General features: G+C 45.4%; 30 protein-coding genes. All 30 read left to right on the top strand.

The genetic code is table 11. The features are described from left to right. Positions 1-8 precede the first annotated feature (8 nt). Complete coding sequence (gene ypeB / locus J2T20_RS06600) at positions 9-1,367, top strand: germination protein YpeB (protein ID WP_307586754.1); 1,359 nt, start codon at positions 9-11, stop codon at positions 1,365-1,367. A 125-nt stretch (positions 1,368-1,492) separates the two neighbouring features. After that, positions 1,493-1,726 carry a creatininase family protein gene (locus tag J2T20_RS06595; protein WP_307586753.1) on the top strand — a complete coding sequence of 78 codons (234 nt, stop codon included), beginning with the start codon at positions 1,493-1,495 and terminating at the stop codon, positions 1,724-1,726. A gap of 49 nt (positions 1,727-1,775) precedes the next feature. Next, a complete protein-coding gene (locus J2T20_RS06590) occupies positions 1,776-2,180 on the top strand; it encodes a creatininase family protein (protein WP_307586781.1) in 405 nt (134 codons plus the stop codon). A 112-nt stretch (positions 2,181-2,292) separates the two neighbouring features. Next, positions 2,293-2,946, top strand: a complete 654-nt coding sequence (locus tag J2T20_RS06585) for a flagellar brake protein (RefSeq protein ID WP_307586752.1) — start codon at positions 2,293-2,295, stop codon at positions 2,944-2,946. A 214-nt stretch (positions 2,947-3,160) separates the two neighbouring features. Continuing rightward, the gene (gene cmk / locus J2T20_RS06580) at positions 3,161-3,871 is read left to right on the top strand and encodes a (d)CMP kinase (protein WP_307586750.1); all 711 of its coding nucleotides are present in this window, start codon (positions 3,161-3,163) and stop codon (positions 3,869-3,871) included. Next, positions 3,868-4,455: a lysophospholipid acyltransferase family protein gene (locus J2T20_RS06575; RefSeq protein WP_307586747.1), complete on the top strand. Its 588-nt coding sequence runs from the start codon at positions 3,868-3,870 to the stop codon at positions 4,453-4,455. Before cmk ends, J2T20_RS06575 begins: the two co-directional genes overlap by 4 nt. Positions 4,456-4,633: 178 nt before the next feature. Beyond that, the gene (gene rpsA / locus J2T20_RS06570; RefSeq protein WP_307586746.1) at positions 4,634-5,977 is read left to right on the top strand and encodes a 30S ribosomal protein S1; all 1,344 of its coding nucleotides are present in this window, start codon (positions 4,634-4,636) and stop codon (positions 5,975-5,977) included. 285 nt (positions 5,978-6,262) lie between these two features. Further along, positions 6,263-7,585 carry a ribosome biogenesis GTPase Der gene (gene der, locus J2T20_RS06565; RefSeq protein WP_307586744.1) on the top strand — a complete coding sequence of 441 codons (1,323 nt, stop codon included), beginning with the start codon at positions 6,263-6,265 and terminating at the stop codon, positions 7,583-7,585. Positions 7,586-7,597: 12 nt separating this feature from the next. Then, a complete protein-coding gene (gene plsY, locus J2T20_RS06560; RefSeq protein WP_307586742.1) occupies positions 7,598-8,215 on the top strand; it encodes a glycerol-3-phosphate 1-O-acyltransferase PlsY in 618 nt (205 codons plus the stop codon). After that, a complete protein-coding gene (locus J2T20_RS06555; RefSeq protein ID WP_307586740.1) occupies positions 8,208-9,248 on the top strand; it encodes an NAD(P)H-dependent glycerol-3-phosphate dehydrogenase in 1,041 nt (346 codons plus the stop codon). The genes plsY and J2T20_RS06555 overlap by 8 nt, the downstream gene beginning before the upstream one ends. 67 nt (positions 9,249-9,315) lie before the next feature. Continuing rightward, on the top strand, positions 9,316-9,591 hold the full coding sequence (locus J2T20_RS06550; protein ID WP_307586738.1) for a stage VI sporulation protein F: 276 nt from the start codon (positions 9,316-9,318) through the stop codon (positions 9,589-9,591). 148 nt (positions 9,592-9,739) lie between these two features. After that, positions 9,740-9,919 (top strand): DUF2768 family protein, encoded by a 180-nt coding sequence (locus J2T20_RS06545; protein ID WP_307586736.1) that lies wholly within the window; start codon positions 9,740-9,742, stop codon positions 9,917-9,919. A gap of 42 nt (positions 9,920-9,961) precedes the next feature. Next, positions 9,962-10,264, top strand: a complete 303-nt coding sequence (locus tag J2T20_RS06540) for a 2Fe-2S iron-sulfur cluster-binding protein (protein ID WP_307586734.1) — start codon at positions 9,962-9,964, stop codon at positions 10,262-10,264. 132 nt (positions 10,265-10,396) lie between these two features. Continuing rightward, entirely contained in the window at positions 10,397-10,936 is a 540-nt protein-coding gene (locus J2T20_RS06535; RefSeq protein WP_307586732.1) for a hypothetical protein, read from the top strand. Positions 10,937-10,953: 17 nt separating this feature from the next. Beyond that, positions 10,954-11,322: a 2Fe-2S iron-sulfur cluster-binding protein gene (locus tag J2T20_RS06530; RefSeq protein WP_307586731.1), complete on the top strand. Its 369-nt coding sequence runs from the start codon at positions 10,954-10,956 to the stop codon at positions 11,320-11,322. Between the two features lie 45 nt (positions 11,323-11,367). Beyond that, the gene (locus tag J2T20_RS06525) at positions 11,368-12,120 is read left to right on the top strand and encodes a hypothetical protein (RefSeq protein ID WP_307586730.1); all 753 of its coding nucleotides are present in this window, start codon (positions 11,368-11,370) and stop codon (positions 12,118-12,120) included. A gap of 437 nt (positions 12,121-12,557) precedes the next feature. Then, a complete protein-coding gene (gene spoIVA / locus J2T20_RS06520; RefSeq protein WP_036657199.1) occupies positions 12,558-14,036 on the top strand; it encodes a stage IV sporulation protein A in 1,479 nt (492 codons plus the stop codon). A gap of 387 nt (positions 14,037-14,423) precedes the next feature. Next, entirely contained in the window at positions 14,424-14,696 is a 273-nt protein-coding gene (locus tag J2T20_RS06515; protein WP_036657196.1) for an HU family DNA-binding protein, read from the top strand. A gap of 115 nt (positions 14,697-14,811) precedes the next feature. Further along, positions 14,812-15,060, top strand: coding sequence for a trp RNA-binding attenuation protein MtrB (gene mtrB, locus J2T20_RS06510; RefSeq protein ID WP_307586727.1), 249 nt, complete (start codon positions 14,812-14,814; stop codon positions 15,058-15,060). A gap of 98 nt (positions 15,061-15,158) precedes the next feature. Then, positions 15,159-15,701 carry a hypothetical protein gene (locus J2T20_RS06505; RefSeq protein ID WP_307586726.1) on the top strand — a complete coding sequence of 181 codons (543 nt, stop codon included), beginning with the start codon at positions 15,159-15,161 and terminating at the stop codon, positions 15,699-15,701. Positions 15,702-15,814: 113 nt separating this feature from the next. Then, complete coding sequence (locus J2T20_RS06500; RefSeq protein WP_307586724.1) at positions 15,815-16,684, top strand: heptaprenyl diphosphate synthase component 1; 870 nt, start codon at positions 15,815-15,817, stop codon at positions 16,682-16,684. 2 nt (positions 16,685-16,686) lie between these two features. After that, entirely contained in the window at positions 16,687-17,439 is a 753-nt protein-coding gene (locus J2T20_RS06495; RefSeq protein WP_307586723.1) for a demethylmenaquinone methyltransferase, read from the top strand. Further along, on the top strand, positions 17,432-18,307 hold the full coding sequence (locus J2T20_RS06490; RefSeq protein ID WP_307586721.1) for a UbiA-like polyprenyltransferase: 876 nt from the start codon (positions 17,432-17,434) through the stop codon (positions 18,305-18,307). The genes J2T20_RS06495 and J2T20_RS06490 overlap by 8 nt, the downstream gene beginning before the upstream one ends. Further along, on the top strand, positions 18,304-18,906 hold the full coding sequence (locus J2T20_RS06485; RefSeq protein ID WP_307586719.1) for a UbiX family flavin prenyltransferase: 603 nt from the start codon (positions 18,304-18,306) through the stop codon (positions 18,904-18,906). The genes J2T20_RS06490 and J2T20_RS06485 overlap by 4 nt, the downstream gene beginning before the upstream one ends. Positions 18,907-18,909: 3 nt before the next feature. Further along, positions 18,910-19,770 carry a menaquinone biosynthetic enzyme MqnA/MqnD family protein gene (locus J2T20_RS06480; protein WP_307586717.1) on the top strand — a complete coding sequence of 287 codons (861 nt, stop codon included), beginning with the start codon at positions 18,910-18,912 and terminating at the stop codon, positions 19,768-19,770. After that, positions 19,767-20,735 carry a polyprenyl synthetase family protein gene (locus J2T20_RS06475; RefSeq protein ID WP_307586715.1) on the top strand — a complete coding sequence of 323 codons (969 nt, stop codon included), beginning with the start codon at positions 19,767-19,769 and terminating at the stop codon, positions 20,733-20,735. The genes J2T20_RS06480 and J2T20_RS06475 overlap by 4 nt, the downstream gene beginning before the upstream one ends. A 109-nt stretch (positions 20,736-20,844) precedes the next feature. Beyond that, positions 20,845-21,288, top strand: a complete 444-nt coding sequence (gene ndk / locus J2T20_RS06470) for a nucleoside-diphosphate kinase (protein ID WP_307586713.1) — start codon at positions 20,845-20,847, stop codon at positions 21,286-21,288. A 30-nt stretch (positions 21,289-21,318) separates the two neighbouring features. After that, positions 21,319-22,116 (top strand): CheR family methyltransferase, encoded by a 798-nt coding sequence (locus tag J2T20_RS06465; protein WP_307586711.1) that lies wholly within the window; start codon positions 21,319-21,321, stop codon positions 22,114-22,116. Positions 22,117-22,219: 103 nt separating this feature from the next. Beyond that, positions 22,220-22,381, top strand: a complete 162-nt coding sequence (locus tag J2T20_RS06460) for a hypothetical protein (protein WP_307586709.1) — start codon at positions 22,220-22,222, stop codon at positions 22,379-22,381. Between the two features lie 309 nt (positions 22,382-22,690). Next, positions 22,691-23,860 carry a chorismate synthase gene (aroC, locus tag J2T20_RS06455; RefSeq protein ID WP_307586707.1) on the top strand — a complete coding sequence of 390 codons (1,170 nt, stop codon included), beginning with the start codon at positions 22,691-22,693 and terminating at the stop codon, positions 23,858-23,860. The last annotated feature ends 1 nt before the right edge of the window (position 23,861 follow it).

Below are 23,861 nucleotides of genomic sequence, written 5' to 3'. Positions count from 1 at the left end.
GCAGCCCTATGTATAAAAGACTGAGTGCTATAATGTTCCCGCTGACCACGCTGCTGCTGATAGGAGCACTAGTATGGGGTTATCAAGAGAATCAGGAGAAGAATTCGATTCTGATTAAGGCAGAGAACCAGTATCAACGGGCATTCCATGATTTATCCTATCATGTTGAACGGTTGCATGGTGAACTCGGTAATACCTTGGCCGTAAACTCGGCTTCTACCGGGATGCACCGCAAAGGATTGGTTAATGTATGGAGACTGACGAGTGAGGCGCAGAACGAGATTAATCAACTGCCTCTTACTCTGTTGCCTTTCAGTCAGACGGAAGAGTTTCTCTCCAAGATCTCCAATTTTTCTTATAAAGCTGCAATCCGGGATTTTACTAAAAAGCCACTAACGGATGGGGAACTGAATAATCTAAAAGCTCTCTACAAAAGCTCAGGTGAAATTTCCAAGGATCTTCAGGAAGTTCAGAACAAAGTCATTCAAAACCGGCTACGATGGATGGATGTTGAATCTGCTCTGGCATCTGAAGAAGAGGTAAAAGACAATACGATTATCGATGGATTTAAGACTGTTGATAAAAGAGTATCCGCGTATCCGGAATTGGACTACGGACCGTCAGTAGCCAGTATTTATGATAAAAGATCTGTTAAGAAACACGGGGGTTCTCTCGTTACACCTGATGAAATTAGAGCAAAGGCTGCCAAATTCGCTGATGCGGGTAATGGAGCCCAAGTTGATGTAAAGGGAAATGGAATAGGTACTGAATGGGCTTCTTATACAGCAACTGTATCGGGATCCAATGCAGCAGTGCCTATTACTATGGACTTTACCACAAGGGGTGGGCATCTGATTTCTTATAGTGATAACCGTGAAGTCGGCCCTGCCAAGGTATCCATGACAAATGCGGTCTCAAAAGCGGAGCAGTTTTTGAATCAAAAGGGATATCCCAATATGACAGCTGTACGTGCAGACCGTTTTGATAATTTGGGTAATTTAACCTTTGTAACTTCCCAGGACAGTGTGCTGATCTACCCTGAGAAGATAACTATTCGTGTAGGTCTTGATACAGGGGAAGTTACCGGATTCCAAGCCAGTGACTACGAGAATGAGCATCAAGAGAAGCGTGTGATTCCCAAACCTGCTCTAAGTGTTGCTGAGGCGAGAAAGATCCTGAATACTGAATTTAAGGAACTCTATAATCGTCTTGCATGGATTGAGAATGAAGATAGTGAAGAAGTTCTGACCTATGAATTCGGCGGTAAAATCAACGGATCACAATACCGAATATATTTGAATGCGGCGGATGGACATGAAGAAACGGTAGAGGAAATCAGGACCTCTTCAGGAGCACAGGATAGATAAATACCCGGATTACGGGTTTAATATACAAAAGGCTGTCCCAAAGTTTTACGGGGGCAGCTTTTTTTACAACAAGATCCTTGAATTTGGTAAAATAGAGTCATCAATAACATTAGCAGGGGGAAAAGATGAAGTTTAGCAAATGTACTTATGTGGAAATCAAGCAAAAAGCAGAAGAAGGATACATGGCTATTATCCCTACCGGATGTACAGAACAGCAGGGACCTCATGCCACCGTGGATTTCGATACTTGGTTTGCAGAAGAGTTAATGGATGAAGTATCAGAACAATTAACTGTAAATTACGGGGTGAATTCACTGGTTTTGCCTGCAGGCCCTTTGGACCTACACCTGAACATATAAACTTTGGGAGCGGGTATATCCATATTCCTCAAGAGTTGTATAAGAATTCATATATTCGATTCTAAAATCACTGTCTGACCAAGGATTTAGAAAATTGATCCTCTGGCGTGGATGTGGAGGTCATCAATTGGATAAAGTGGTTACAAAGTTTAATGCTGAGTATGAAAATAGATCAGAGGTATTGAATATATCACATCCTTTTCATGAGGTCTGGTGCCGTTGCAGCGATCCTTCAATAGAAGGCGGGCATGCCGACAGCTTCACAACTTCTATCACATTATATAAACATCCAGAAGACATACGGGTTGATAAAATAAAGAATCCCCACAGTTCAGAACCGGAGTGGGACGACCCTAATTTGGATTTTAGTAAATATTCAACAACAGGTGTAATAGGAAATCCCACACATGCAAGTTATGAACTAGAAGAAAAATTGTGGAATGAGGTCGGTTAAAAAATTAGTAAATACTTTTAAGGATCTATAAGTTGTATTTTCTCCCCGACTTTCAAAACAGCATGCTATAATATTTATTAAATATCTTATTACATAAGTGGTGGTGACAGATTTGTATCCTAAAATTAGTGATTATCTATATATTCAAATCGCTTCCAGTGACGCTGAAGAAGCAGAAATCGAATACAAATCTAGAATTGCCGAGACGGAAGATCATGCCTTTTTGATTGAAATTCCCATTCAGGAAAAAGGCGGAAGGCTTAAAAAATTATTTATGGGAGACGAACTATCCGTTTACTTTGTAAGCGAGGGTGGAATTAAGAATTATTTCTACACTCATGTAATCGGTTTTAAAGAAGACGTGATTCGAATGATACGGATAAATAAACCTGCGGAAGAATCCATTTTCAAGGTACAAAGACGCAGTTTTTTACGCGTGAATGCTGAACTGGAGCTTGCTGCAAAGTCGGAGAACGGGATTCGGTTTCTTGTTCGGACCGATGATGTTGGCGGTGGAGGAACTTCCTTCCTTACAGATAGCAACATCAAGCTCGAAGTAGGTCTTAAGCTAAGCTGCTGGCTGCTTGTTCCGTACCGTAACGGATCGAACGAGCATGTTTTTTTCGAAGGTGAGGTTGTTAGAATTAAACCTTTGGAGAGTGGAAAGAACCTGGCTATGTTAAAATTTTCTTCCATTTCTGATGGCGAACGGCAAAAAATTATCCGTTTCTGTTTTGAGCGCCAGTTTGATTTTCGTAACCGGTAAAGCTATATTTATATCCTTTTTTTACGCTGTGCCATTTTGCACTGAAGTACAAACTGTGGTATAATTTTATAAGTCGCAGGCAATGCCTGCTTTTTTCTTGATAATATCAATAAGTGTGCACAAATGTGTGTCTTGTGTTATGACAAGAAGAAATCATCGCTTTATGCGGTTCGACGCTTTTCTTATGAAAGAGTGTTTGAGGAGGAATGCCCCGTTGGATAGGCAGGGTACACACATTTACGACAGAATTAACGTCGCCATCGACGGACCTGCCGGGGCAGGCAAGAGTACTGTTGCCCGATTGGTAGCACAGAAGCTATCTTATATTTATGTCGATACGGGAGCTATGTACCGGGCAATTACCTGGTATATGATTCGGGAGGGCATATCTTCGGAAGATTACGATAAAGTGTGTCAAAGGGTACACAATATGGTGATTGAATTAATACCGGAGAAAGATGTGCAGAAGGTGTTGATTAATGGGGAGGATGTAACGCCGCATATTCGCAGCCTTCAGGTCAACGGCTTGGTGTCGCAGTATTCGAAAATCGAAGGTGTTAGATCCAGACTCAGCCACCTGCAGCGTCAGATGGCGCTCCGTAAGGGAGTCGTTATGGATGGCCGCGACATCGGAACAACTGTATTGCCTGATGCCGAAGTGAAAATATTCATGACGGCAAGTGTAGAAGAGCGGGCGCTCCGCCGTTATAAGGAATTGAGAGACGCGGAAGCAGTGAGTCTACAACAGTTAGAGAAGGATATTGCCCAGCGGGACCGACTTGATGAAAGTCGGGAAATTTCACCGTTGCGCCGTGCAGAAGATGCAATTCTTCTAGATACGACGTCTATGGATATCCATCAAGTTGTTGAAGCCATTGTGTCCCATTGCAGATCTCATGTTGACGGGGAGAGAAATCATCTATGATTTATGTTATTTGCCGAGGATTACTGCGCTTCATTTACGCCATTTGCTTCCCCTTGAAAGTGGTGGGAAGAGAAAATGTGCCCAAAGAGGGTGGAGTATTGCTCTGTGCGAACCACATCAGTCTGCTAGATCCTTTTACTATGGGGATTAAGCTGGAACGTCATGTGAAGTACATGGCCAAGGCGGAAATTTTCAAGGTTCCTGTGATTGGTTGGCTCGCTAGACAAGTTGGCGCGTTTCCTGTTAAACGTGAGGGCGTTAGCAAAGAATCCATTAAAACGGCTCTTAATACGCTGCGTAGCGGTAATGTCATGGGAATCTTCCCCGAAGGTACTCGTAACTCCGATGTGGGATCTGCCAAGAAGGGTGCAGCAAGTTTTGCTCTTCGAAGTGGTGCTGCTGTTGTTCCGGCGGCCATAATCGGGCGTTATAAATTATTTCGGAGGATGACTATCATCTACGGGGCTCCAATAGACCTCAGTGAATTTGCAGGTGCCGGCAGTGACTCGCTGGAAGCTGTAACTGATGTAATTATGGGCAGGATCCGTGAAATGCTTGAAACAGGTAAGCCAAGCCGAAAGTAACTGAACTGGCACATATACCGTCTGCAAGAGGTAAAACGGCATAGCCGTTATATTTTAGAACATACTATTCATAGAGATAGTCGGGTTTTATGCTTTCTCTCAAGTATTGATGATTGTTTTGAACTCTGCTCTACGCGGGTTTAAATAAATGGGGTTTTGAATCGAGGAGGGTAATCACATGTCTGAGGAAATTAGAAATCAGGAATCTGCGGATAACGTTGAGAACAACGAGAACGCAGAAACGACAGAAACTGTTGAATCCGCTGTGGTAGAAGAGAACAACGGAACTACAGAAGCTGTTACCGGTAATGAAGAAGCGAGCCAAGAGGATTTGGAAGTTATCATTTCCGTGAAAAAGGGCGACACCGTGAAAGGAACGATCGTCAAAATCGAAGATAACCAAGCTTATGTAAGCATTGGATATAAATACGACGGCGTAATTCCGATTCGCGAATTGTCATCCGTACAATTGGACAACGCTGCGGAAGCAGTAGAAGTTGGACAAGAAGTAGAATGCAAAGTTGTCAGCATCAACGATAACAAGGAAAGCCTAGTGCTCTCCAAACGTGCGATTGACAGCGAAAAATCATGGGAAGATCTTGAGAAATATTTTGCTTCCCAAGAAACTTTTGAAGTTACTGTGGCTGACGTAGTTAAGGGCGGTCTAGTAGCTGACGTTGGCGCTCGTGGATTTATTCCAGCATCCATGGTTGAACGTCATTTCGTTGAAGACTTTAGTGATTACAAAGGACGTACTTTGCGCGTTAAAGTGAAAGAATTGGATCGTGAGAACAGCAAAGTTATCCTCTCCGCTAAAGAAGTTCTTGAAGAGGAATTTGAAGCTAATAAGATCAAAATTATGGCTGAGCTTTCCGAAGGTCAAATTATCGAAGGAACTGTACAGCGTTTGACTCAATTCGGCGCATTCGTAGATGTTGGCGGTGTTGATGGCCTCGTTCACGTATCCGAGATTGCTTGGAACCATGTAGAGAAACCTTCTGATGTTGTATCTGAAGGAGATAAAGTTCGCGTTAAAGTACTTAAAGTTGATCCTGAGAAGGGCAAAATCAGCCTGAGTATCAAAGCTGCTGCCCCAGGCCCTTGGGATTCTGCCGGTGAATCAATCAAGATTGGTGATATTGTTACAGGTGAAGTTAAACGCCTTGTTAACTTCGGTGCATTCGTTGAATTGCTTCCGGGTGTTGAAGGTCTTGTGCATATCTCCCAAATCTCTCACAAACATATCGGCACTCCGCATGAAGTGTTGAAAGAAGGACAAGAAGTACAAGTGAAAGTACTTGACTTCAACCCTTCGGAAAAACGCGTGAGCCTTAGCATTAAAGAAACTGAAGAAGCTCCTGCTCCTTCGGCTAGACCAGAAAGAAGCAGCAACAGTAACAGAGATAGAGGTCCTAAAGAAGTTCTTAACAACCCTAACGTATCGTTAAGCAACGAAGGCCTTAGCTTTACACTTGCTGAGCGTTTTGGCGATAAGCTGGACAAATTTAAGGGTAACAACTAATCCCTTAACCTAAGAGAAACGGCTTTCCATCCTTAAGGGAAGGGATTCGTTTCTGCAAAAATATAAGGATACTATATAGGGTTAAACTTATGAGTTCTTATATTTTGAGTCTTACCGGGTAAAGTAATCGGCGAACCCTCGACTACGGGGGTTCGCCGATTGTGTTTTTAGGGTCTCTTAATCGGGAATAATAAAGAGATGGTGAGATTGGTGCTTCTGAGCGTTAGCCAATTTTATTGTTTTTTGCTATGATGAGTAACGTATAGGAAGACAGGAGGAATGGATATGGCAAGACCCGTTGTGGCAATCGTTGGGAGGCCTAACGTCGGAAAATCGACGATTTTTAATCGGCTGATCGGTGAAAGAGTAGCCATTGTAGAGGATAAACCGGGCATTACACGTGACCGGATATACGGTATTACAGACTGGAACGGTAAATCATTCAGTGTAATTGATACCGGAGGTATTGAAATTGACGGTGATGATACGATTCTGAAATCGATTCGTGCTCAAGCAGAGCTGGCGATTGAGGAAGCTGATGTCATCGTATTTATGTGCGACGCTAAGAGTGGACTTACGAATTCGGATGAAGAGGTAGCACAGCTCTTGTTCCGATCAGGAAAGCCAATAGTACTTGCCATTAATAAAGTGGACAATATGAAGCGTACTGACGAAATTTATGAGTTCTACAGTCTGGGGTTTGGGGATCCTATTGGTGTTTCAGGAAGCCATGGCACCGGTCTAGGTGATTTACTTGACGCAGTAACTGAGCGCCTTCCGGAGCTTACAGAAGATGAATATGATGAAGATGTTATTCGCGTTGCCTTAATCGGGCGTCCGAATGTAGGCAAATCTTCTCTAGTTAACGCAATTCTGGGTGAAGATCGTGTTATCGTTAGTGAAGTTGCAGGAACGACACGTGATGCGATTGATACTCCCTTCGAAAAAGACGGACAGCGTTATGTCCTTATCGATACTGCTGGGATGCGTAAACGCGGCAAGGTGTATGAGTCTGTAGAGAAATATAGTGTAATGCGGGCTATGCGTGCTATTGAACGTGCTGATGTTGTACTCGTTGTCATCAACGGCGAAGAAGGCATTATTGATCAGGACAAACATATTGCTGGTTATTCACATGAGGCCGGAAAAGCAGCGATATTTGTTGTGAACAAATGGGATGTCATCGAAAAAGATGATAAAACCATGCAGAATTTTGAGAAGAATATCCGTGACCATTTCTTGTTTATGAGCTATGCCCCAGTTGTCTTCTTATCGGCTTTGACCAAGCAGCGTTTACAAAAACTGCTCCCGGTCGTTCAACATGTAGCTCAGCAGCATTCACTGCGCATTACGACACATTTGGTAAATGATGTTGTATCCGATGCTGTGGCCATTAATCCTCCTCCAACGGACAAAGGCCGACGCTTGCGCATTAACTATGTAACGCAAGTTGCGGTAAAACCGCCTACTATAGTGGTGTTCGTAAACGATCCTTCGCTGATGCACTTCTCCTATGAGCGCTATTTGGAGAACAAAATCCGCGCAGCGTTTAATTTTGAAGGAACGCCAATCCGTATCTTTACACGGCGCAAATCCGACGAAAGTTAGGGGAGAATCAGTGTGGCACTTGAATTTCTGGTCATCGTTGTAAGCTATTTGCTTGGCTCCGTAAGCTTTAGTGTATTGCTCGCCAAGCTTCTGAAAGGAATTGACATCCGTCAGTACGGAAGCGGGAATGCCGGGGCTACGAATACGCTGCGGGTTCTGGGTAAAGGACCTGCGATAGCAGTGCTGCTTCTGGATGTTCTGAAGGGAATTGCTGCAGTCTGGCTCGGGACTTGGATTGGCGGTTGGGGAACGTGGGTAGCCGTTATCTGCGGGATCGCCGCCATAATTGGCCATAATTGGCCTATATACTTCAATTTCCGTGGTGGCAAAGGCATTGCTACTACGATCGGCGTCTTGGTTACGCTTTGTTTTTGGCCTGCTCTGATCGCAGGAATCATCGCCATTGCAAGCATTTTTATAACTCGCTATGTATCGCTTGGTTCATTGATATTTGTGGTTCTAGCTCCAGTTATTCTTTTGATGACCGATTTTACGCAGCCCGTGCTCTGGACATGTATTACAATAGCACTCTTCGCATTTTGGCGGCACCGTACTAATATTGTGAAGATATTTGAGGGTCGTGAGAATAAAATTGGCTCCAAAGCTAAAGGGGGGGATCGCGTTGTCTGATAAAGTCACCGTACTGGTTGCGGGTAGCTGGGGAACTGCGCTGGCAAGCGTGCTGGCGGCCAATCATTCGGAGGTTTATCTGTGGACGCGTAATCCTGAACAGGCGGCCGAGATTAATAAATCTCATACCAATGAGCATTATCTGCCGGGGAATATTCTCCCCTCTAACATTATTGCAACCACCGATATGGAAACTGCAGTAGTCGGCTCAAAGGCAGTAGTTATTGTTGCGCCTTCATCAGGAATGCGTCAGGTAGCTCATAGTCTGAAGCAATATTGGAAGGAAGATATGCTGTGTGTGCATGCGACCAAAGGGTTTGAGACAGAATCCATGAAGCGCATGTCGACAGTAATATCCGAGGAGCTTGGCATAGCTGAGGCGAACGTTGTGGTGCTCTCTGGTCCTAGTCACGCAGAGGAGGTTGTCCGCCACTGTCCGACAACCGTTGTCGTCGCCTCACCAGACGATAAAGCAGCAGCTGCAGCACAAGAACTGTTCATCAACAATGATTTCCGAGTCTATACGAATCGTGACCTCATTGGTGTGGAACTTGCCGGAGCGCTCAAAAATATCATTGCCCTCGGAGCAGGCCTTTCGGACGGGCTTGGATTTGGTGATAACGCGAAAGCCGCATTACTTACAAGAGGACTGGCAGAAATATCCCGTGTAGGAGTTGAGATGGGAGCGAACCCATTGACCTTTGCCGGGCTGGCGGGTATAGGTGACCTTGTCGTTACGGCAACTAGTCAACACAGCCGTAATTGGCGTGCCGGGTCCATGCTTGGAAAGGGAATGCCGCTTCCGGAGGTTCTGGAATCCATGGGAATGGTTGTGGAAGGGATTCGTACAACGCAGGCAGCTTACGCGATTTCGGCCAAATTGGGCGTGCAGATGCCGATTACCGATCAAATCTATCATGTTCTTTTTAAAGACAGAAGTCCGCGGAGTGCCGTGGAGTCGTTAATGGGGCGAGATCGGAAAGCAGAGATGGAAGCTATTTCTCAAGAAACCTGGGAGCAATGGCATTCCTAAGCTCTTTCACCTTTTACCGGAAATTCTCATATGTTGTTAGTGGGGATTGACGGAGGAGGGATGAAAAGTGAGTAAGAATTTTTCCAAGGATGCATTGAACGCCATTAATAAAAAAGCGGGCAAGAATATTACGGAAGGCGCCGTCAAAAAGCTGGCCAGTACGGTCAAGCCGGGGACGATGCAAAATGAAGCCCAGCTCCGCCAGTTAATCAAACAGGTGTCATCAATGGCTAAGGTACCTGTCAGTGAAGATACTGTGCAGGATATTATCAATGCTGTCAAAAAAGGCGGCGCCAGTTCAGGAACCATGGAAGCGTTAATGAAAATGATGCTTAAAAAATAGCTGCATTGATTTCAAGACAAGAACAAAAGAACCAGGCGAAAATAGCCGGTAGCTTTTGTTCTTTTTTTAATTATCCTATAAAGGAAATTAGAATGGGGTCATGATATAATGGTTCCATTAAAATGCAGCTGATGGGGGAGAATTAGCCATGGATCCAATGACAAAAATGTGGTTGTCCCTGATCGCTATTCTGATTATGGGATTATCCGTTTTTCTAATTACTTTTGCACGCAGTAAGACTAAAGGTCTGATCAGAGCAGTTCTGTCCGTGGTTGCGTTTCTAACGATGATCATCGGCTTTTTAGGCGGAGTGGCTTCCATTATGTGAGCCCTTACAAGAGACAACAGGCCATGCTGAAAGGGGGCGGAAATGGACTCATTATTAATATTAAAGGGGAAAAGCATAACCAAAGAGGTTCTGCCTCAGCAGGGCAGTACGCTGTTGGAGCATGCCTTAAAGCACGGAGTGGATTGGCAAAACTTGTGTACACGCGGGACATGTGCACGCTGTCGTTGTTATATGGAGGCCGGAGCAGAGCTTCTGGAAGCACCAACCAAAGCTGAAGAGAGACGCCTTGATCCTGAGGAATTGGAAGAAGGCTATCGATTGGCATGTCAGGCTATTATAAAGACACCAGGAATCCTTATAGCGCTGAACAAAACGTATTTCTAACATAAGGTAACTCATAATCAATTGAGCCTTTATTTTGTGGAAATGGAGTGTGAGGGTATGGCTGCTGCAGAGATGCCACCTGAACTACGTGAAACGTTGAGGAGTGTATGCAATTTATTGAGCAGGGATAGGATGGGAAACTCATCCTTGTGGTTGCTGGGTGGAAGCTGCGGGCTGCAGCTTCATGATGTACCTCTGGCAAAACCGCCTCGTGATATTGATTTGTATGCCGATCTGGGAGAGACCGATTCTCTGCATAATGCTTTAAGTCATTGGTCTCTTGATCACCCAGAGGAAAACTACAGCAAGGATTGTTTCTCCGTTATGAGTCATTACAGGTTTGGAACTTACCCTATAGAACTGGTCTGCGGCTTCAAGATTTGTTCCGGTTATTCACAATATATAGTTGAGACAAGCCTACTGCTCAATGATGCCCCTCTTACATATTTTGAAGGTATAGGATATCTGCGGTTAATGCCCTTGGCTCATGAATTTGTGTTCAATATTCTTCGAGGGCGGAGTGACCGCTATGAAAGCATAGCTGCGGTAATGAGAATGGATTTAGGAAGCCATTTGCCGCTGCTTCAGTCTTTGACCCACCGCAATACATTGGAGGAGTCCCATTTACGTTTACTTGAACAGCAATTGTCAGTATCTTTGTCTCCCGTGTAAGAAAGGAAAGTGACATCATGAAATCTCAACAGGGTTTGACAGTAATATTTCAGCCGGATGACCGAAAAGCTGTGGTGCCCCGGGGTGTTACGCTTTTAGAGGCTGCCCGTAAGGCGGGTGTAGCCATTACCACGCGATGTGGAGGTAAGGCAGGCTGTCTTATGTGTAAGGTAAGGGTAGAAGAACAGGATGCGTCAGCAGTGCGGCCTCCGGGCGATGCAGAACGTCGCAAGCTCGGCAGCTTACTGCATCAGGGAGTACGTTTGGCCTGCCAGACGGCCGTGTGGGAGAATGTGACCGTGACTGTTCCTGAAGATCCCTTAAAGGCCGCAGTTCGCCGTAAGCTGGAGGCTGCGCGGCGTGGAGAGGAAGAAGATTTGTGGTAGGACACTATGTCAATAGAAGGATGACAGAAGAGGGGGAATGACACGGTGAGATACATACGAGCGAAGAGGAAATTCCCGACCCGCACCCTAATTATGATGAGTATACTGCTTTCTCTGGCCTTTTCACTCTCTGGATGTCTGTACCCGAATAAAGAAGAAGGACGGACTTCGGTGAATTACCGCGAAAGTGTAAAAAGGATTCAATCGGCTGTGGATGATTACAAGCAAGAAGAAGGCGTTCTGCCCATAATCAATGCGGAGATAACCACTCCGAGATATGAAAAATTCAGAATTGATCTGGACATGCTGAATAAAAAAGGATATCTGGATGACATTCCGGCCACAGCCTTTGAGAAGGGCGGAAGTGCTTATTTTCTTATTTTAAATGAAGAGAGCAACCCGACCGTAAAAGTAATGGATCTTGAGACGGTTCAGAAGGTAAACGACATACAGCTTCAAGTAACTCGGTTTAAGTCTGCCCATGGAGGAGCTCTTCCCATTGGTGAAGAGATTTATCCAGGGCTCTATTCGATGGATTCGAAAAAGGCGGGAACCGCAACGATTAAGCTGTCCAGTGTATATTCAGGTCAGGAAATTCCGTTTATTATGGATAAAAACGGGAATGTATACGTTGATTATGTTTTTGACATTATGACCGTAATTAATAAAAATGGGGGACCGGGGCAACAGAATAGGGATCTGAGGATTGATTTGGAGGAGGCTTCCTATTATGTTCCTGTTAAATCCTTACCTTATTTGTGGATTAACGAACAGCCTTTCCCTCAGCCGCCGCATTAATTTCAATATCCTAAGAAACCAAGATCGCTACTTCCAGCTGGAGAGACCCTCTAGTATGGAACTAGCGACTTCTTTAGGTTGTGCCATAAATAGTAGTTCTTTTCAAGATCCCGTCCTCATATGATTGATGAGAAAGGTTCCGGGCGCTCTACGACTGCATGCGTACACTACCTCATTAGAAAATCATAAATCAAATTGCGCAATTGCAGGTCATAAATTCGTACTGGATACATATGATGATACTAGTCCAAATGCATGTCCGAGCATTCGGAGTTTAGCGCGGGGCAGTACGTTCCGTCATCGTAAGCGGCTAAGCTTCGGGCGGGCATACGCAAAGCCCGGTTAATGTCCCTAACAGGTCATGAAAGCCGGCGGAACGCGAAGTCGATGCTCTTCAGGCATTTTTTCTTCGGAGTAATATGAGGAGGGGATCTCTTTTGGAAAAAGTGGATATTTTCAAGGACATTGCCGAGCGAACCGGCGGAGACATTTATCTTGGAGTCGTCGGCGCGGTCCGCACGGGAAAATCGACATTCATTAAGCGTTTTATGGAGACGATTGTATTGCCTAACATCACGAATGAAGCAGATCGTGTACGGGCAATAGATGAGCTTCCACAAAGTGCGGCAGGCAAAACCATTATGACAACGGAACCGAAATTCGTCCCTAACAACGCTGTCCAAATCAAGGTGGCGGAAGGGCTTGAGGTGAATGTACGGCTGGTAGATTGTGTAGGCTACGCTGTAGATGGCGCCAAAGGCTATGAGGATGAAAATGGACCGCGGATGATCTCAACCCCATGGTTCGAAGAACCCATCCCGTTCCAGGAAGCAGCAGAAATCGGCACGCGAAAAGTTATTCAGGAACACTCAACTCTGGGAGTAGTAGTCACTACTGACGGTACGATTGCTGAGATTCCGCGCAGTTCTTATGTGGATTCTGAAGAACGTGTGATCGCGGAGCTTAAAGAGGTCGGCAAGCCTTTCGTGCTTGTCATCAACTCTACTCGACCACGCAGCGAGGAAGCACAGCAGCTTCGCGGAGAACTTGCCGCCAAGTATGATATTCCGGTTATGACGCTTAGTGCTGCGAATATGACTGAAGATGATGTTACTGGGGTTCTTCGCGAGGTGCTCTACGAGTTCCCGGTACACGAGGTAAATGTTAACCTGCCTAGTTGGGTTATGGTACTGGATGAGAATCATTGGCTGCGTAGCAGCTACGAAAACTCTGTTCGTGATACAGTGAAGGATATCCGCCGCCTGCGGGATGTAGACCGTCTTGTAGCGCAATTTTCAGAGTATGAATTTATTGACAGAGCCGGCCTCAGCGGAATGAATATGGGGCAGGGAGTAGCCGAAATCGATCTATACGCTCCAGAAGAGCTCTATGATCAAGTATTGATGGAAGTTGTAGGCGTTGAGATCCGCGGCAAGGATCACCTGCTGCAGTTAATGCAGGAATTCTCGCATGCCAAACGCGAATATGATCGGTTTGCAGAAGCACTCGAGATGGTTAAGACCACCGGCTATGGAATTGCAGCTCCTTCGCTGGCGGAAATGGCACTTGATGAACCGGAGCTAATCCGCCAAGGCTCGCGCTTCGGGGTTCGTTTGAAAGCGACAGCCCCATCGATTCATATGATCCGTGTTGATGTAGAATCGGAGTTCTCTCCGATTATCGGAACCGAGAAGCAAAGTGAAGAGCTGGTACGGTATCTGATGCAGGATTTCGAGAATGACCCGATCAAGATTTGGGAGTCGGATATTTTTGGAAGATCACTGCATTCCATCGTTCGTGAAGGCATTCAAGGTAAGATCGCCATGATGCCGGATAATGCCCGCTATAAGCTTCAGGAAACACTCGGACGTATTATTAACGAGGGCTCAGGCGGTTTGATCGCTATTATCCTCTAAGAATAATAGAACTTCTACACTACAAAGATGTGAAGACTTAAGAACAAGCCAGTCTCTGAGGCATTGGAGACCGGCTTGTTTTTGTTTATGACCGCGATTGGAGCAACGGTCCGTTCGCGGAGCGGGCACCAGGGAAAGTCCCTTTACGTTTTTTGAAGGATATAGGTCTAAGAAATCAGTGTTTTATCACCGAAAAGTTAATACTTTCTACTCCTTTTTTAAGTAACGCCTTGAAATTATGATTGCGCTGTATTACTATAAGTTTGTTGCGCTTCAGGGTCACTGGGCGCCAAAGTCTTGCATGAAGCGGGATTATCACGTATATTTTACGCTGAAACGGAAACAGTGAGTGATATTGCAACACATTGGTCGGGGAGGTGAGAAGACATGAACAAATCAGATTTGATCAACGCAGTAACGGAAGCAACTGAACTTCCCAAGAAAGATGTTACCAAAGCAGTAGATGCTGTATTCGAAGCCATTACGGGAGCTCTACAAGGCGGTGACAAAGTACAACTGGTTGGATTTGGTAACTTTGAAGTGCGCGAGCGTTCCGCACGTAAAGGCCGTAATCCACAAACTGGTGAAGAAATCGAAATTCCTTCGAGCAAAGTTCCGGCATTCAAACCGGGTAAAGCTCTTAAAGACGGAATCAAATAAAGATTTCTACATATCCCATTCCTTATTTGGTTACAACAACAATGCCGCCCTCCAAGGCGGCATTTGTTTTTTGAAAGCATAAAAGGAAATTAATAGGTTCAGAGGAGGATTAGAGATGAATGAGAACAATAATACCGGCAGCCCCATTCCTACTGGAAGCGATTATATCGTAGTTAAAGCGAAGGAAAACGGTGTTCAAGTAATCGGGCTGACCCGAGGTCTGGATACAAGGTTCCACCATACGGAAAAGCTGGATAAAGGCGAGGTGCTCATCGCTCAATTTACCGATCATACCTCGGCGATGAAAATTCGCGGCAAAGCTGAAATTTGGACGAAACACGGACAACTGGAGAGTGAAAGCTGAAAAGCAGGCATAGCCTGCTTTTTTTCGAAATATAAGTAAGTATGACAATCGTATAAAGGACGAAAGACACGGATACGATGGATAGAGGGGGAAGGTCCATGAACCGGGGATGGTGGATCGGTGCTGTTCTGCTGCTAAGTGCAGCATCTTCTATATTGCTGCCTAAGCTGGCTGAAGTGGATTCTCTCCTTCAGACGGAGCATGGGGTGCTGGAGACTTTCATTGGCGGGAGGGATAAGGTTCTTGATGAGGACAATCTCGTTGATCAGTTGGGTTCACTGCCTCTAATGTTATCTATTGACAGCGCGGGCTGGGAGAATAATATTCTGTCACTGGATTTGAAGATCACAAGCAATGACCCCGACCCGGAGGCAATATATAAGGATATGTCAAAGGTTATTTCCTTCGCTTTTCAAGATACACCTAATGTGAACGAGCTACTGTTGCGTGTCATAGTTGAGGATAAGTGGTTAGGAAGTCGTAGGCTTTTGCTGGCGGGTGACATCAGACGCACCGAATGGTCACGCGAGCTGCAGCGAGAGCTTGATTCTACCGCGAATACTCCCCTTTCGGATCGGATTAAAATGGGTTTTCGGATTAGCGAAAGTGATCTATGGAAAAAGCAGTTCATATCTCCCTGAACAGGGTAAAAGAAACTAGGACCATCCACGATGCGTGACAAAAAAACATGTGATATAATAGACAAGATTGTGAACAAAGAAATTGTCATAATGTCATTGGCTCGGAGGCTGAAATGAAACCGTACCGCATACCACAGCTAGCTAAACCCTATACAGACTACGATATGATTCAGCGGCATGCGGAATTGCCGCCATTTCCTGATGTCCGTGGACATTTGTTATATATATTTCTCAATCATGGCGCCTCGGGCCCGCAACATAACGGAGAATTATATACATTAGTAACCACACTTGTACAGCTGGGGCTGGATACCCATGAAGTCATTGACCGCTCTAATGGGGATTCTGACAAAGATACTATGCGTTCCCGTCAGCTTAAGGTGCTTGCTGGAGATTACTTTAGCAGTTGGTTTTACCAATTACTCGCAAAAAGCGAACAGATTGAGATGGTTGGTACCCTCAGTACGGCCATTGCTGAATTAAATGTAATGAAGGCAAATCTATACAGTAAAATGCGGAGAATGCTGCTCACAGCGGAACAATATCTGCGACACACGGTACAGCTGAATATGCAGCTGTTCCTTTCTTTTACCCCATTGATCGAAGAATCCGTTGCGGATCTGTGGCAAAGTCTGCTACGGGAGTTCTGCCATTGTGAGACGGTAGTTATGGAGCTGCGTCGAAGCGTAGAACCTACGGGAGCCATTGACGGTTACTGTTATTTGCATTTGCTGAACGCAGTGACAGAAGACGAGAAGCCCCTGCTGCAGAATCAGAATATCGACCATAGGGACTGGAAGAAACTAACAATGAAATATAAATGTGATTCACTATTGAAGGACAAATTACATCAATCAGTGGAGACCATTCAAGGAATACTGCAAGGTGTTAAAGATGAAAGCTTAATTAAAGAATTAAGTGCTGTGCTGGATCGATTCCTGCTCCAGATGAAAATTACGGGACAAGCTGCCGGGGAGGGTTAATCATGTCTATAGAGAAAACAACAGCCGCCTCAGAAAATGCTGTGAAGCCCAAAGAGCAGTACGTACACTCCGTTTTTGAGAGTATTGCGGGCAATTATGATATTATGAACGATATTTTAAGTTTTCGGCGCCATAAGGCGTGGCGTAAGTTCGCAATGAAGAAGATGGCCATGAAGTTAGGAGACAATGCAGTCGATTTATGCTGCGGGACTTGTGACTGGAGTATTACAATGGCGGAAACCACCAAGACCGGTTCGGTCATTGGATTGGATTTTAGCGCTGGAATGCTTGAGGTTGGCCAACGCAAAGTGAAAGAACACCGTCTTGAAGACCGGATTTCGCTCGTACAGGGCAATGCAATGAATCTTCCATTCGGGGATCACTCCTTTGATTATGCAACCATTGGCTTCGGACTGCGCAACGTGCCTGATCTTGTTCAGGTGCTTAACGAAATGAAGCGGGTGGTGAAACCCGGAGGTATGGTCGTGTGTCTGGAGCTTTCCAAACCTACAGTTCAGCCGTTCAAAGGCGTGTATTATTTTTATTTCCAACGCGTGCTTCCCTTACTGGGCAAGTTGTTCGCTAAGAGCTATGAACAATACAAATGGCTTCCTGAGTCACTGGCTCTTTTCCCCGATCGGGAAAAGCTGGCTACTATTTTTCGTGAAACCGGACTTCAAAAGGTCGAGTCTTATCCTTTAACCGGTGGCATCGCTGCACTTCATATTGGACTCAAGGAGAAATTGGATGTTTAAGAAAATGGGCATCTTTTTACAAATGATCAAGTTTGAACACACTGTGTTTGCCTTGCCTTTTGCTTTTATGGGGGCATTACTTGGTTCTGTTGTTATGTATGGATCATTGCCATCATGGAGTAAGATTGGTTGGATTGTAATTGCAATGTTCGGGGCACGCAGTGCGGCCATGGGACTGAATCGTCTGATCGACCGTATTAGTGACGCCAAAAACCCCCGGACAGCCGGGAGAGCTATTCCAGCAGGCCTTCTGAAAGCAGGAGAAGTGATTTTATTTATCGGGTTTTCATTCTTTTTGCTATTTTGGGCCGCCTTTAAGTTAAACCCTTTATCCACTAAACTTTTGCCGATTGCCGTCTTTTTACTTGTCTTTTACTCTTTTACCAAACGCTTTACATGGGCATGTCACATTATTCTTGGTTTGACGATCGCATTAGCACCGCTTGGAGGTTGGGTAGCGGTAACAGGAACTGTAGACTGGACGGCAATGGTATTCTATTTCACGATTGTTTTCTGGACGGCGGGTTTTGATATTATCTATTCCTGTCAGGATGTTGAGTTTGATACCAAAGAAGGTCTTTACTCGATTCCCGTTCGATTTGGTGTCGCTCGTGCTCTTCTTATCGCTCGGGTGTTCCATATTCTTACAGGTGTTGGATTCGTATCACTGTTGTTTATTACCGATTTGAGTTGGTGGTATGTTGCAGGAATGCTAATTGCCTATATTATACTTTTTTACGAGCACCATATTGTATCACCAAGCGACTTGAGCCGTTTGCAAACCGCATTTTTTACGATGAATGGCGTGCTCAGTATAGTCGTGTTCTCTTTTACCTTGATTGACTTGGTGGTGCAGTTCTACAAATGACCCACTCTAAACCAAAGAGCTTTGTAGTAGGAATTACAGGTGCGAGCGGTGCGGTCTATGGAGTTCGCTTAACTGAAACCCTGCTGTCTCTGGGATTGACTGTGCATTTGGTGATTAGTAACGCGGGTTGGCGTGTGCTTAAAGAAGAGCTCGGCGTTAATACCTCAGACCGGGACGGTTTTTTGAGCGAAAAGTTCAAAGACTGCCCCGGTTCTCTGCTATATCACCCTATTGCAGATATTGGTGCGTCGATTGCAAGTGGTTCCTTTCGGGTGGAGGGTATGATCGTGATGCCTTGCTCAATGGGTACACTCTCTGCGATCGCTGCCGGAACCTCGGATAATTTAATGACTCGTGCAGCAGATGTGATGCTTAAGGAAGGACGCCCTCTGGTGATCGTCCCCCGTGAGACGCCTCTGCATGCCATACATCTTGAAAATATGCTGAAGCTTTCTCGATTGGGAGTGCGAATCATCCCGGCAATGCCAGCTTTTTATTACGGACCTCAGAATTTAGATGACATCGTCAATTTTATGGTTGGTAAGGTGCTGGACAGCTTTAATATTGAGCATGCCTTATTCCGCAGATGGGAGGGTTGACTTATGGGTAGTGACGGTTACACCGTTATCGGTAAGATCAGCTATACAAACTCATGGCCGGTATTTTATAATTTTCATCCCTCATCTCTCAAATACCCTGCAGAAATGGTGTCTGAGGTGCCTGCGGTTCTCAATAGGGGAATGAGCCAAGGCACTATACATGTAGGGGCGTTATCTTCTTTTGCCTATGCTGAGGCCAGCGACCGGCTGCTGCTTCTGCCGGATTTGTCTGTCAGCTCGGATGGGCCGGTCAAATCTATTATGCTATTCTCTAGAGCTCCTTTAACGGAGGTGGCAAATGGGATTATCGCCGTAACCAACACTTCTGCAACCTCTGTAAATCTGCTGAAGATTTTACTTGAGAAGGCTTTCGGTGGAAAACCTCAGTACATAAGTGCTGATCCCGATCTGGAGGATATGATGGAGATTGCCGATGCTTGCCTGCTTATAGGGGATCAGGCCATTAGAGCCTCTTGGCAGGATCAGGGCTATATTGTTACCGATCTTGGGGAACTATGGAAAGAGTGGACGGGGCTGGGAATGACTTTTGCAGTCTGGGCTGTGAACAGGGAAGCAGCCGAAGAAAAGCAGGAAGTCATAGCGGAAATTGTTGATGCCTTTGCAGCAAGCAAGAGACTCGGTCTTCACGATCTTGCGCCCATTGTCCAAGATGCCTGCATTGCCATCGGAGGGACCGAGGCCTACTGGTACGGGTATTTCCGTAATTTATGTTATGATTTTGGAGAAAGGCAGCAAAAAGGTCTGAATCTCTATTTTCGTTATGCCTATGAAATGGGTCTGCTGCCGCAGGAAGTGAAAATGGAGCTTTGGAGTCACAATCTGCTGACTAGGGTGAAAGAATGAAACGACTGCAAATGTTCGGTTTGCTAAATAAAGATATGGATCATATCGAAAAAGAGTTATATCGCAGCGTCCAGGGTGATGATGACTTATTGTCCGAGACATCTCTGCACCTGTTGAGGGCAGGGGGGAAACGTCTCCGGCCTGTATTTGTTCTCATGGGGGGTAAATTCGGGGATTATGATCTGGAGAAGCTGAAGCGTATTGCTGTTCCATTGGAGTTGATCCACAGTGCTTCGCTTGTACACGACGATGTTATTGATGATGCGGAGCTTCGGCGTGGTGAGCCAACGGTAAAGTCTAAATGGGGCGATAAAATTGCCATGTACACCGGCGACTATATTTATGCTAAGGCCTTGATTATGACCAGCGAGTTAAAAAATCCGAGAATCCACCAGATATTGTCTAAAGCTATGGTGGAAATGTCCATTGGTGAGATGGAGCAAATTCGTGATTTTTTCAATAGTGAGCAAAGTATACGCCATTACCTGCGACGGATTCGCCGCAAAACGGCCTTGCTTATCGCTATCAGCTGTCAGCTTGGTGCCCTTGCTGCAGAAGCCAATCCGGAAGATGCACGGCTACTCTATAACTACGGTTACAATGTGGGGATGGCCTTCCAGATCCGTGATGATCTGTTGGATCTGTCCGGAACAGAGAAGCAAATCGGTAAGCCGCCGGGCAGCGATATGAGGCAGGGCAACATTACCCTCCCTGTTATCTACAGTCTGGAGGATGACAGGCTTCGTGACCGCTTACTTGTGGAATTGGATTTAATCCGCGGAGGTCGGACGGAGGTGGGGCGTGCTATCGACCTTATTCTTTCCGGGGATGGCATCACTCGGGCAGAGGAATTGGCTTCTCGATATATCTCAAAAGCACTTGCAGCGTTGGATGGCCTTCCGAATAATAAGACGAAGCGCAACTTGCGTGATATTGCATTCTTCGTTACAGGGAGATCTTATTAAAATTATTAGCGGATGGACCTAGGTACAATATTAATCGTTCACAGACATAGAAGTTTCTGTTAAAATATCGAAAAACACATCATTCGTATGGAAATGGAGAGTGGACCCTATGGAACAAACGTATCTGATGATCAAACCGGATGGTGTACAGCGTGGATTAATTGGCCGCATCGTTGCCCGTCTAGAGGATAAGGGATTCAAATTGGTGGCAGCAAAGCTGTTAACGGTTACAGAACAACAGGCTAAGAGACATTACGCCGAGCATGAAGGTAAAGACTTTTTTCCAGAGTTGGTTTCGTTTATTACATCAGGTCCTGTTTTTGCAATGGTCTGGGAAGGTGATGAAGTGGTGACCTTGTCGCGGATGCTTATCGGCAAGACCAAGGTAGGCGATGCTTTACCGGGCACCATTCGTGGTGATTTTGCCAGTCATACTCCTCTTAACCTGATCCATGGTTCCGATTCTCCTGAGAGCGCGAAGCGAGAAATCAGCAATTTTTTTACTCCTGAGGAATTAGCTCAGTATCAAAAAGACATCGCAGCTTGGATTTAGAATCCAGGCGGGAGGCAGGGGAAGAAAATTATGTCCGAACGTGAAGTAGCAGCCGTGGATCCTGATTATACCGGGTTTATCCATAACATTAACAAGAGTACAGGCATCGATCTGTCTCAATACAAGGAAGCCCAGATGAAGCGTCGTCTGACTACTCTTCGTGTAAAGAATGGATATCATAGTTTCGCTGATTTTTTTGCCGCAATGATGAAAGATAAAGCCTTATTTTATGAGTTTTTAGATCGTATGACGATTAATGTATCGGAATTCTGGCGTAATCCCAATCGCTGGGAAGTATTGCGTGATGTTATACTGCCTGAACTGCAGCAGGGGAACCGCAGACTGAAGGTATGGAGTGCAGCATGTTCCACAGGAGAAGAGCCTTATACGCTGGCAATGATCCTGTCCGACAAAGGAATTCTAGGGCAGACGGGTATTCTGGCTACGGATATTGATGACGGTGCATTGGCCAAAGCTAAACAGGGCATCTACCTGGAGCGTTCGCTTAAAGATGTGCCTCAGGATGTAGCTCAGCGTTACTTTACACCTGAAGGGCCGATCTTTAAGGTGAGTGATTCCTTGAAAAAGAATATCGATTTCCGCAAACAGAATCTGTTGCTAGACAAGTTTGATGAAGGCTTTGACCTTATAATATGCCGTAATGTAATGATCTATTTTACTGAAGAGGCCAAGAACAAACTTTACCAAAAGTTCTCCAGTAGTCTTCGTCCCGGCGGGTATTTGTTCGTAGGAAGCACAGAGCAGATCTTCACGCCATCCCAATACAACTTCGAATCCACGGAGACGTTCTTCTATCGTAAAAAATAAAGCCTAGTACATATCCATAAATGTTTCTGCGTATACTTTCACCTGTAAAGACTGATACTGCATAGTAGACTCAGTATGATAAGTGAAAGGTCGTTAGCAAACCATGGACAAAAGCAAGGTTATTGCCGCTTATAGACGCGGATTTATTACGATTCACGAATGCGGGCAAATCCTTGGTGTGGAGGAAATGCAGCTTAAGCGTCTTCTTCAACAAGAAGAGAGTAAGCGGGCTTTTCCAGAGCAAAGGCAGCCCATCGGAGGCTGATCTGATCTCCAGTATAAGTCTGAAGGCGTCGTCTCTACCCGTAAGGGTAGGGACGGCGCTTTTGTTTAGATATAAGAAAGTATAAGTTTTCAGTATACTTTGCTTATATTTCTACGAGAAACGGATACCTGAAAGCGATATGGGTATCGCTGCTTCGAAAGCATAGGCTTCATTAAGGACGGCAAAGCCTTTTCTTCTTATAATCCTAACATCAGTTTCTTGTCAAAGAGGATTCCCTATACTATAATGAGCAAAGATCATAAGGATTTTAGCGGTTTACAGTTTAAAAGTGTGAAGGGGGAACGCAGCATGAGTTTACGCTATTTGACGGCGGGGGAAACGCACGGGCCCCAGCTAACAGCCATTATTGAAGGTTTACCTAGTAATCTTACACTGAATTTTGAGGAGCTTAATTTTCAGTTGCAACGGCGTCAAAAAGGTTATGGACGAGGACGGCGGATGCAGATTGAGAAGGATACGGCTCAAATTGTCGGCGGAGTTCGTCACGGCTTCACGACCGGAGCTCCAGTTGCCTTGGTCGTAGAGAACAAGGACTGGACCCATTGGAAGAACATTATGAATATTGAACCTATTCCAGGTAGCGATGAAGAAAAACGCAGGGTGAACCGGCCGCGTCCTGGGCATGCGGATCTGAATGGCGGATTGAAATATAATCTGACGGACCTCCGGAATGTTCTGGAACGCTCCAGTGCACGGGAGACGGCAGCGAGAGTGGCTTGCGGTGCTGTTGCAAGACAACTGTTGGCAGTCTTTGGTGTCAAGATAGCAGGTCAAGTTATTCGGATCGGCGAAATTGAAGCACCGGCTAACCAATTACCTATTGATGAATTAATCGAATTAACGGAACAGTCCTCGGTACGAGTGGTAGATAAAGAAACAGAACTGAAGATGGAGTCTTACATAGACAAAATCAAAGAGGAAGGCGATTCTATCGGAGGAATTGTCGAGTGTATTGTGGAAGGTCTTCCGGTAGGATTGGGCAGCTATGTACAGTCGGACCGCAAGCTGGATGGAGCGATTGCCGGAGCTGTAATGTCAATAAACGCATTTAAAGGTGTAGAAATCGGAATAGGCTTTGAAGCCGGCCGACTGCGCGGTTCACAAGTGCATGACGAGATTATGTACAATGCGGAGCAAGGGTACTACAGAGCAAGCAACCGTTTGGGAGGATTTGAAGGCGGTATGACAAACGGGATGCCTGTTGTGGTACGCGGTGTGATGAAGCCGATTCCGACACTGTACAAGCCTTTACAGAGTGTAGATATTGATACCAAGGAACCTTTCACAGCTCAGGTGGAGCGTTCGGATGCATGTGCGGTTCCAGCAGCCTGTGTCGTGCTTGAGAATGTAGTTGCTTGGGAAATCGCCAAGGCATTCCTGGATAAGTTCGGCGGAGATTCCATCGAAGAGATTAAAGCTAACTATAACAATTACCTGTCACAGCTGGAGAGCTATTAAT

Source organism: Paenibacillus wynnii, from assembly GCF_030812855.1.
Lineage (GTDB): Bacteria > Bacillota > Bacilli > Paenibacillales > Paenibacillaceae > Paenibacillus_AQ > Paenibacillus_AQ wynnii_A.
Note: the sequence above shows the minus strand (reverse complement) of the source record. Positions and strands in the feature narration are given on the sequence as shown.